At 67.4% G+C, this 10,137-nt stretch carries 10 protein-coding genes and 1 rRNA gene; all 11 read right to left on the bottom strand.

Annotated elements, in window-relative coordinates; genetic code table 11:
- Nucleotides 1-1,015 (bottom strand): DNA polymerase IV (locus L0P92_RS37340; protein WP_234767512.1); only part of this gene is annotated, 1,015 nt, incomplete at its 3' end.
- Nucleotides 1,016-1,142: 127 nt separating this feature from the next.
- A complete protein-coding gene (locus L0P92_RS37345) occupies nucleotides 1,143-1,802 on the bottom strand; it encodes a MerR family transcriptional regulator (protein WP_234767513.1) in 660 nt (219 codons plus the stop codon).
- Between the two features lie 283 nt (nucleotides 1,803-2,085).
- Nucleotides 2,086-2,559 carry a bifunctional nuclease family protein gene (locus tag L0P92_RS37350; RefSeq protein ID WP_004002801.1) on the bottom strand — a complete coding sequence of 158 codons (474 nt, stop codon included), beginning with the start codon at nucleotides 2,557-2,559 and terminating at the stop codon, nucleotides 2,086-2,088.
- Nucleotides 2,560-2,644: 85 nt separating this feature from the next.
- On the bottom strand, nucleotides 2,645-3,382 hold the full coding sequence (ftsR, locus tag L0P92_RS37355) for a transcriptional regulator FtsR (RefSeq protein ID WP_234767514.1): 738 nt from the start codon (nucleotides 3,380-3,382) through the stop codon (nucleotides 2,645-2,647).
- A gap of 41 nt (nucleotides 3,383-3,423) precedes the next feature.
- Nucleotides 3,424-4,329, bottom strand: coding sequence for a zinc-ribbon and FHA domain-containing protein (locus L0P92_RS37360; protein WP_234767515.1), 906 nt, complete (start codon nucleotides 4,327-4,329; stop codon nucleotides 3,424-3,426).
- Between the two features lie 61 nt (nucleotides 4,330-4,390).
- Nucleotides 4,391-5,230: a DUF881 domain-containing protein gene (locus L0P92_RS37365; RefSeq protein WP_234767516.1), complete on the bottom strand. Its 840-nt coding sequence runs from the start codon at nucleotides 5,228-5,230 to the stop codon at nucleotides 4,391-4,393.
- Between the two features lie 5 nt (nucleotides 5,231-5,235).
- Complete coding sequence (locus L0P92_RS37370) at nucleotides 5,236-5,568, bottom strand: small basic family protein (RefSeq protein ID WP_003988855.1); 333 nt, start codon at nucleotides 5,566-5,568, stop codon at nucleotides 5,236-5,238.
- Nucleotides 5,565-6,476 carry a DUF881 domain-containing protein gene (locus L0P92_RS37375; protein WP_234767517.1) on the bottom strand — a complete coding sequence of 304 codons (912 nt, stop codon included), beginning with the start codon at nucleotides 6,474-6,476 and terminating at the stop codon, nucleotides 5,565-5,567. Before L0P92_RS37375 ends, L0P92_RS37370 begins: the two co-directional genes overlap by 4 nt.
- A gap of 97 nt (nucleotides 6,477-6,573) precedes the next feature.
- Complete coding sequence (locus L0P92_RS37380) at nucleotides 6,574-9,069, bottom strand: mannose-1-phosphate guanyltransferase (protein WP_234767518.1); 2,496 nt, start codon at nucleotides 9,067-9,069, stop codon at nucleotides 6,574-6,576.
- 114 nt (nucleotides 9,070-9,183) lie between these two features.
- Nucleotides 9,184-9,792, bottom strand: a complete 609-nt coding sequence (gene clsA, locus L0P92_RS37385) for a cardiolipin synthase ClsA (protein WP_234767519.1) — start codon at nucleotides 9,790-9,792, stop codon at nucleotides 9,184-9,186.
- Nucleotides 9,793-9,900: 108 nt separating this feature from the next.
- Nucleotides 9,901-10,017 (bottom strand): 5S ribosomal RNA (gene rrf, locus L0P92_RS37390).
- Nucleotides 10,018-10,137: the final 120 nt, after the last annotated feature.

Below are 10,137 nucleotides of genomic sequence, written 5' to 3' on the forward strand. Positions count from 1 at the left end.
CCCCCAACAACCGCACCCCACCCGTCGTGTCCACAGAATCCAGCAGCCGAGCAGCGGCCTCCCGCACCACCGCCGGATCGTCCGTGGGCCCACGCAGAGTCTCGGAACGGGTCAGCGTGGAGAAGTCGTACCGCCGCACCTTGAGGACGATGGTCCGCCCCGACAACCCGGCCCCCCGCAACCGCCGCACACACCGGTCGGCCAACCGCTGCACCTCCAGCCCCACCCGCACCCGGTCATGGATGTCCACGTCATACGTGTCCTCGACCGACACCGACTTGGCCTCCCGCTCGGCCACCACGGGCCGATCGTCATGGGCCAGCGCCATGGCATACAAGGCATGCCCATGAGCCTTGCCCAGCAGGCGTACGAGCTCGTCCTCCCCCGCCTCCGCGATCTCGTCCACCGTATGGATCCCGGCCCGCCGCAGATGGTCCCCGGTCGCCGGCCCCACACCCGGCAACGTCCGCACCGACATCGGCCCGAGCAACGCCCGCTCCGTCCCCGGCTCGATCACCACCAGCCCATCGGGCTTGGCCTGCTCCGAGGCGATCTTCGCGAGCATCTTGGACGCGGCCAGCCCCACCGACCCGGCGAGCCCCGTGACCGCCCGTATGTCGGCGCGCAACCTCGCCCCGACCAACCGCGCCGACTCCTCGTCCCAGGCCGTACCCCCCGCCTCAAGATCCACGAAGGCCTCATCCAGGCTCAACGGCTCCACCAGCGGCGACAGCTCCCGCAACAGCGCCATGACCTGCTCGCTGGTGTCGCGGTAGATCCCGAAGCGCGGCACCAGATACGCGGCATTCGGCGCGAGCCGACGCGCCTGGGCCATGGGCATCGCCGAGTGCACCCCGAACACCCGGGCCTCATAGGACGCGGTGGCGACGACTCCCCGCGGCCCGAGCCCGCCCACGATCACGGCTTTCCCACGCAGGCTCGGCTTGGATGCCTGCTCCACCGAGGCGTAGAAGGCATCCATGTCGAGATGCAGGATCGTAGGCGCGTTCCTCACATCTCCGATGCTGCCTCACGCCACTGACAATGCCCTGCCACGACCGCTGAACCACGCTGATCCACAGATCCGCCCACGCGACCCACCACACTCGGACCGGACAGAGGACGCGCCTCGGCAACCGGGCTCAGACCGCCCGGTTACGCCGCCGTGCCAGCTCATCCGCCGGATTGTGCCCGACCAGCGTCTCCCCGGTGTCGATCCGCTCCCCGTGCAACTGCGACAAGGCACTCTCGACGTCCCGCCACACCACACCCACGGCGATCCCGAAGATCCCCTGCCCACCCTGAAGCAGCGCGTGCACCTCGTCCGGGGACGTGCACTCGTACACCGTCGCACCGTCGCTCATCAGCGTCATGCGCTCCAGATCGCGAAAGCCCCGCTCCCGCAGATGCTGGACGGCGGTACGGATGTTCTGCAGCGACACACCCGTGTCGAGGAAGCGCTTGACGATCTTCAGAACGACGACGTCCCGGAAGCTGTACAGCCGCTGCGTCCCCGACCCGTACGCGGGCCGCACGCTGGGCTCGACGAGGCCGGTACGCGCCCAGTAGTCCAGTTGCCGGTAGGTGATGCCGGCGGCCGCACACGCCGTCGGACCCCGGTAGCCGATCTGCTCGGTCTCCATGGACGCCGCCCCTCCGCCGCTGCTCGGCACGGCCGTCGGTCGCTGCGGAGCGTGATCGGCCGCGCTGCCCTGGAGCGGGCTGCCGTGAAGCGGGTACGGACCGCTCGCCCCGAGACGTCCGGGGGCACCCCCAGCCGTACCGTCGCCGCTGCTTCTCACGCCGACCTCCGTCCTTGACCTGCCTTCTCGACGGTAGGCAGTCACCAGGGGTGCGTCAACGATCGCCACACTCGCCACGCCGAGTGATAATCACCCTAGGAGTGGTTTCCCGTACCCCACCGCGGGGAAAGGCTAGCCGAATGCGCTCGGAGCGGGCCGCAGGACGCTCTCCCCGGCCGCCGGCAAATGCCGGCATTTCAGTTGTAACCGACTGTGGGCCGCGCCGCCACGGACCGCAAGCCCGCCGGGTCACCGCCCACGTCTCCGCACTGACCGCGGATGCTCACTGACTGCTGGTGCCGAAGTCCTCGGGCGAGATCTGGTCGAGGAACTCGCGGAACTTCTCCACCTCGTCCTCCTGCTCGTCCGGGATCGCGATGCCCGCGTCGTCGAGCACCCCGTCGCTGCCGTAGATCGGCGTTCCGGTGCGCAGGGCCAGCGCTATGGCATCGGACGGGCGGGCGCTCACCTCGACGCCGCTGGCGAAGACCAGCTCGGCGTAGAAGACACCCTCACGCAGGTCCGTGATGCGCACTTCCGTGAGCTCCTGGCCGACGGCTTCCAGCACGTCCTTGAACAGGTCGTGGGTCAGCGGTCGCGCGGGGGCCATGCCCTGCTGGGCGAAGGCGATGGCCGTCGCCTCCCCGGGCCCGATCCAGATGGGGAGGTAGCGGTCGCCTCCCACTTCACGCAGGAGCACGATCGGTTGGTTGGAGGGCATTTCGACCCGGACACCTACGACATCGAGCTCGTTCACACAGCAACCCTAGGCCGTGCTCGGGACGTTTGGGTAGTCGGGCAGAGAACGGGTGGCCGATCCGGCCTTCCTGTGCATGCCCCGCTCAGGGCAGGCGTACCCCGAGAGCGGTCTGCACCAGCGCGGCGTGCAGCTTGACGGTGAGCCCCGCCAGCTCCTTGGCGCGCGCCTCGGCGTGAGCCCTGGTCTGAGGGTTGCGGTGCCGCCTCAGCGGCGCCACGACCTGGTCCACGAGCCCGGCCTCACGGTCGGCGGCGCCCTTCATCACCCGCAGATGCCTTGGCTCGATCCCGAACCGCCCCAGCTCGGCGACGAGCCCTGCCACCGTGACCGCCTCCGCGTCGTACGCCCCGTCCGGCAGCGGAGTGATCAGGCCGTACGACTCCCATTCCGCGAGCTCCTTCTCGCCGATCTCGGCGGCGGCGAGCAGCGCGGCCCGCCCGATCCGTGCCGCCGTGGGCGCCTCCACGGACTCCAGGACCGTTTCTCCATCACGCTGACGGCACACGGTCGGCAGCGCGGCGGCCTCACCGCGCTCCATGGCGTCCAGGTGCTCACGGATCACCTTGAGCGGCAGATAGTGGTCCCGCTGCATCCGCAGCACATGACCGAGCCGCTCGACGTCCTGGGCGCTGAACTTGCGATACCCCGAGGGGGTCCGCCGCGGCTCGACGAGACCCTCCGACTCCAGAAAACGGATCTTGGAGATGGTGATGTCAGGGAACTCCTCGCGCAGCACGTTCAGCACCGCGCCGATGCTCAGCAGCCGACCGTCCGTGGCGGCGATGCCGTGCCCGGCACCGCCGCTCGGTGTTTTCAGCATGGACCTTCCCTGGTTCTCCCCGGACGGGCTCCGGGGGAGGGTCAGTAGCCCCGCTGGCTCGCGTAGAAGACCAGCCGGTACTTGCCGATCTGCACCTCGTCGCCGTTGTTCAGAGCGACCTGGTCGATCCGCTCACGGTTGACGTAGGTGCCGTTCAGACTGCCGACGTCGGCCACCGTGAACGAGCCGTCCTGCGCCCGGCGGAACTCCACATGCCGGCGCGAGACCGTGACGTCGTCCAGGAAGATGTCGCTCTGCGGGTGACGCCCGGCCGTGGTCAGATCGCCGTCCAGCAGGAACCGGCTGCCCGAGTTCGGGCCACGACGCACCACCAGGAGCGCGGAGCCCAGCGGCAGCGCGTCCACGGCGGCCTGGGCCTCGGGCGACAGCGCCGGGATCGGAGTCTGGCCGGTGGTCTCGGCGTCGTAGGCCTCCAGACCGGAGATGGAGATCGTGGAGGTCGTCTCGGACGGACGCTCGGGCGTCGCACCGGCCCGCAGCGGCGCGCCACAGTTGGAACAGAAGCGGCTGTTCTCCGCGTTGCGGTTACCGCACCTCGTACACACCAGGGCCGACATCGGGGAAAACCCTCCACCCGTACTTGAGGTTGACGGTTGCCCGAAACCTATGCCGCCGGACTGGCCAGGGTCAACCGACGGCGCGCCCTGACCTCCGGAAATGTCACCGCCCGGCCCAGACACCTGGTCCCGGAACAGCGGGCGCTGGCCCTCATCGTCCCCCTGCGCGCGGTGACGAGCGGTCGCGTTGTCGCTACCCGCTCGCGCGCTCTTGCCGAACAACTTCCCAAACAACTTCACGGGCGATTCCCCTTGACCGAAACAGACCCGCCCGTGGGGCAGGACGAACCCTGACTGCACTCTCTGACCGACCCGGACATCCTCACAACGTCCGTCTCCACCAGACAGTTTCCACCACGCACCACCCATTCGGTGCGCCGACCCCCCGCAACCTCATGCCCTCGCCGGACGTCCCCCATGCACCCCCGGTTCACTGCGAGGACGACCGAGCGTAGTCAGGCCGCTTCGCCGCTCGCAAGGCGTCCACGACGATCTTGTCCGACCGCTCGATGGTCACGGTGGCCTGCTCCTTCTCGAGGGTCTGCACCACGCCTCCAGGGATGTTGAGCGCCGGTTCGAGGTCCTGCGGCTTGCCGATGACCTTGAAACGAACGGGAGCGTTGATCTTGTTCCCGTCGACGCTCACGCTGTTGCCCGAGTCGGTCAGATAGGTGTCGGCGACGACGCGAACGCCGTTCACCTGGATCGCTTCCGCGCCGGCGGCGCGCAGCTCCTGGATCGCGTCGAGCAGCATGTCCGCTTCGACCGTCCCCTTCGTGTCCTCGATGGTCATCGTGATGCCGGGTCCCTGCGCGGCCACCGTGCCCGCCAGAATGCCGAGTTGCCTCTCCTTCTCGACCGTCTGCCTGCGGGCCTCCTCGGCCTGGTTCGAACTGTTCTCCAGTTCGTCGCGCTGCTTCTCAAGACCCTGCTTCTCGTCCTCAAGACGCTGAGTACGGTCATCCAGTTCATCGAGGATGCGAACGAGATCTTCCTGACGTGCGCCGCGCAGGGCGCTGTCGCCGTCGCTGTTCGACGCGACCTGGACGGCCAAGCCGAAACCGAGGCCGAACAGCAGCAGGGCGACGATGAGTTGGGCCCTGGTGACCCGAGGCGGCCACAACCCCTTCGCCAACCGCTGCCGACCGGTCAGCCGAGGCGCCTGCTCCTCGGCTGCACCGTCCACGGCCTCCGACGCCTCCGCGGCCGGGACCTCTTCGGGCAACTCCTTGCGCAGCCTGTTCTCCGCGGTCTCATCGTGGTTGCTCATCGGCGTCACGCCCGGAACACGTGCCGGCGAATGGCCGCGGCGTTCGAGAAGATACGGATGCCGAGCACGACGACGACGCCGGTGGACAGCTGGGCTCCCACGCCCAACTTGTCGCCCAGGAACACGATCAGCGCGGCCACGACCACGTTCGACAGGAACGACACGACGAAGACCTTGTCGTCGAAGATGCCGTCGAGCATGGCCCGCAGGCCGCCAAAAACGGCATCCAGAGCCGCCACGACGGCGATCGGCAGATAAGGCTCGACGACCGCCGGAACCTCAGGCCGGACCAACAGGCCGGCCACGACTCCCACGACGAGGCCCAGTACGGCGATCACGATGTGCCCTTCTCGGTTTTCTCGGTGTTCGGCTGTGCGGTACGTACGATCACACTCGGTGCAGCGGGCAACCGGAGGTCGCCCTCCACGGAGATGCTGGTGCGGATGCCGTACTCCTCGCGCAGTGCTTCCAGGTACAGCCCGTTGGCGCTCGCCTGGAACCTGTCGCGGAGCCGCTCCCCGTCCCCCACCGCAAGCACCGTGTACGGCGGGACCAGCGGTTTGTTGTCGACCAGTATCGCGTCGCCCGCCGCCCTGATCGCGGAGAGCGCGGTCAGCCGCTGTCCGTTGATGGCGATGGCCTCGGCACCGGACTCCCACAGCCCGTTGACCACGCGCTGCATGTCCCGGTCCTTCACACGGCCGGTGTCGGAGAACCCCGACGTCCCGCGCGGGTCGCCCTCGCCGCCGGACCCGGCCTCCTTGGCGTCGTTCACGACCAGCTTCACCCCGGGCCCGTGCACCTCGACGGAGCCCGCCAGGATGCCCACGAGATCCGCCTGGCCGCTGTCGCCGGTCGCCTTGAGCGCCTCCCGCTGCCGCGCGCTGACATCGTCACGCAGTTTGTCGACGCTCTCCTCCAACCGGTCCGCCGCCGCCGTCTCACGGTCGATACGGTCGACCAGCTCCTCGCGCTCCTTGGCCACGACGGGCGCCGCGACCCGTGCCTGCGCGGCCCCCACGGTCACCACGAGTGCCGCCAGCACCAACCCGGCCGCGAGCCCCAGCTTCGCCCTGAGCGTCTTCGGCAGACCACCCTCGCCGGCGGCCTTCTTGCGGGCGGCGGCCTCGGCATAGCCGTCGTCGAGGCTGTGATCCATGACGTTGGTGAGCAGCGACATGGACGCGTCCGGACGCGTGGGGCGCGTAGGTGTGCTCCGAACGGGGGGCTGCGGCATGCCGCACATCGTCGCACGTCGCCGCCCATACCTCCGAATGGCCCCACCGGCATGCCGGACGGCCCCCTTGAGGAGGCCCGCCCGGCACGCGCGCGTGGTCCGTGCTTCAGCGGCCGGCGCTGTCCACGACCGCCGCCCATTCGTCGAGCAGAGCCTGCGCGGACGCGTCGTCCGGCCCCTCCGCCCACAAATGGGTGACCGCTTCCGCCGGGTCGGGCAGAACCATCACCCAGCGCCCGTCGGTCTCCACGACCCGCACTCCATCGGTCGTGTCGACAAAGCGATCCCCGGCCGCCTCCACGACCCGCCGCATCACCAGCCCCTTGACGGCCCACGGAGTCGCGAGATCCCGCTTGATGACATGCGCCCGCGGAATCCGCGCGTCGATCTGGCTGAGCGTGAGCTGCGTACGCGCCACCAGGCCGATCAGCCGCACAAAGGCCGCCGTACCGTCGAAGACACTGCTGAACTCCGGGACGATGAACCCGCCCTTGCCGTCACCACCGAAGATCGTCGTGTCGTCGCGCCCGACCCGGGTCAGGTCGTCCGGCGAGGTCGTCGTCCACTCCACCTGCGTCCCGTGGTACGCCGCCACCTGCTCGGCGATCCTCGTGGTGGTCACCGGCAGCGCCACTCGCCCGCTGCGCCGCTCCGCCGCCACGAGGTCCAGCATGACCAGCAGGGCACGGTCGTCCTCGACGATCCGCCCCTTCTCGTCGACGAGCGACAACCGCTCGCCGACCGGGTCGAACCGCACGCCGAACGCGGCCCGCGCGGACGCCACGATCTCTCCCAGCCGCACGAGCCCCGACCGCCGCGCATCCGCCGACTCCGTAGGCCTGGACTCGTCGAGACCAGGGTTGATGGTCAGCGAGTCCACACCGAGCTTGCCGAGCAGACTGGGCAGCACAAGCCCCGCGCTACCGTTCGAGGCGTCAACGACGACCTTCAGCCCCGACTCCGAGATCCCCGTCGTATCGACGTTCCTCAGCAACGACCCGGTGTAGGAGTCGAAGACACTGGCCGGAAAATGCAGGTCCCCGATCTCACCCGGAAACGCACGCCGGTACTCCTGCCGCGCGAACACCCGGTCCAGCTTCCGCTGACTGGCCTGCGACAGGTCGGCACCCCGCCCGTCGAAGAACATGATGTCCACGGAATCCGGCACTCCGGGCGTGGTCCGGATCATGATCCCACCAGCACTGCCCCGCGCGGTCTGCTGCCGCGCCACGGGCAGCGGTACGTTCTCCAGGTCGCGTACGTCGATGGCGCTGGCCTGCAACGCGGAGATCACCGCTCGCTTCAGCGCCCGCGCACCACGGGAGTGGTCGCGGGCCGTCGTGACGGTGGATCCCTTCTTCAGGGTCGTCGCATACGCGCCGGCGAGGCGTACGGCGAGTTCGGGCGTGATCTCGACGTTCAGGATCCCGGAGACACCGCGGGCACCGAAGAGATGCGCCTGGCCCCTCGACTCCCAGATCACCGAGGTGTTGACGAAGGCACCGGCCTCGATGGTCTTGAACGGATAGACACGCACATTGCCCTGGACGATCGATTCTTCACCGATCAGGCACTCATCCCCGATGACCGCGCCGTCCTCGATCCGAGCGGCCCGCATGATGTCGGTGTTCTTGCCGACGACGCAACCCCGCAGATTGCTGTGCTGCCCGATGTACACGTTGTCGTGAACGACGGCCTTGTGCAGAAAGGCCCCGCTCTTCACGACCACGTTCGAGCCGACGACGGTGTGCTCCCTGATTTCCGCGCCGGCCTCGACCTTGGCGTAGTCCCCGATATAGAGAGGCCCGCGCAGCACGGCATCCGGATGCACCTCGGCGCCTTCCGCGACCCACACACCCGGGGAGATCTCGAAGCCGTCGATCTCGACGTCGACCTTGCCTTCCAGGACGTCGGCCTGCGCCTTCACGTAGCTCTCGTGGGTACCGACATCCTCCCAGTAGCCCTCCGCGACATACCCATAGATCGGCTTGCCTTCCTTCATCAACTGCGGAAAGACATCGCCGGACCAGTCCACGGGAACGTCGGCCTCGACATAGTCGAAGACCTCCGGCTCCATGACATAGATACCCGTGTTCACGGTGTCCGAGAAAACCTGCCCCCAGGTCGGCTTCTCAAGGAAGCGCTCGACCTGCCCCTCCTCATCGACGATCGTGATACCGAATTCCAGGGGATTCGGCACACGCGTCAGACAGACCGTGACCAGCGCACCCTTTTCCTTGTGGAAATTGATCAGTTCGGTGAGGTCGAAGTCGGTCAGGGCATCACCGGAGATGACAAGGAAAGCATCGTCCTTCAACGCCTCCTCGGCGTTCTTGACGCTTCCGGCGGTACCGAGTGGCTTCTCCTCATTGGCATAGCTGAGCTCCATTCCGAGCTCTTCACCGTCACCGAAGTAGTTCTTGACCAGAGAGGCCAGGAACTGAACTGTCACGACGGTCTCATTCAGACCATGCCTTTTGAGCAGCCTCAGAACGTGCTCCATGATCGGCCGGTTGGCCACCGGCAGGAGCGGCTTGGGCATGCTTGAGGTCATGGGACGAAGGCGCGTGCCTTCGCCCCCGGCCATCACGACGGCCTTCATGTCGGAAGCGTCCTCCTCGCAGAGACGACGGTCTAGCCGACTTCACCCGTCCAGATTGTCCCGCACTTTTCCACTGCGGGCCATCGAGCCGCTAGGCCGCTGCAATCCGCGAGTTCAATCGGCCGTGGCGTCCGCACGGACCAGGCGGCGGACTTGTACCACGTAGAGGACTCCTGCCCACCAGTACAGCGTCGTACCCCATCCGGCGAACGCCCATCCGAAAATAGCAGCCAGTGACGGGATCCATCCACTTCCGTCACTGAGCAGCAACAGCGGGAAGGCATACATCAGGTTGAAGGTGGCGGCCTTCCCGAGGAAGTTCACTTGCGGCGGCGGATAGCCATGCCGCCTGAGGATGCCCACCATGACCAGCAGAACCAGTTCGCGCGCCAAAAGTACAGCGGTCAACCAGACGGGCAGAATCTCGCGCCAGGTGAGACCGACCAATGTCGAGAGAATGTAGAGCCTGTCAGCCGCGGGGTCGAGGAGCCGGCCAAGGCTGCTGATCTGGTTCCAGCGCCGGGCCAGCTTGCCGTCCAGGTAGTCACTGACACCACTCAGAGCCAGCACCAGAAGTGCCCAGCCGTCACTCTCCGGCCCGCCGAACTCAGGCCTGAGAATCAGCCACAGGAACAGCGGCACGCCAAGCAGCCGAGCCATGCTGAGGATGTTGGGGATGGTGAGCACCCGGTCCGTTTGAACGCGAGTCTCCTGGACCTCCACCCTGGGCCTCCTGTGGGAAACGTACTTACGACGGCCTCTGACCCTACCTCAACGCAAAAAAGCTCTGGCTCTCGGGCTGTATGCCCAAGAGCCAGAGCTCTAAAAGGAGTTCGGCGGCGTCCTACTCTCCCACAGGGTCCCCCCTGCAGTACCATCGGCGCTGTAAGGCTTAGCTTCCGGGTTCGGAATGTAACCGGGCGTTTCCCTCACGCTATAACCACCGAAACACTATGAAACTGTCGAACACTGCCGCACCGCATGTGACCATATGCGGGGCCGTTCGTGGTTTCAGAACCAACACAGTGGACGCGAGCAACTGAGGACAAGCCCTCGGCCTATTAGTAC

Origin of the sequence: Streptomyces muensis, assembly GCF_021474425.1 — a bacterium.
Classification (GTDB): Bacteria; Actinomycetota; Actinomycetes; order Streptomycetales; family Streptomycetaceae; genus Streptomyces; species Streptomyces muensis.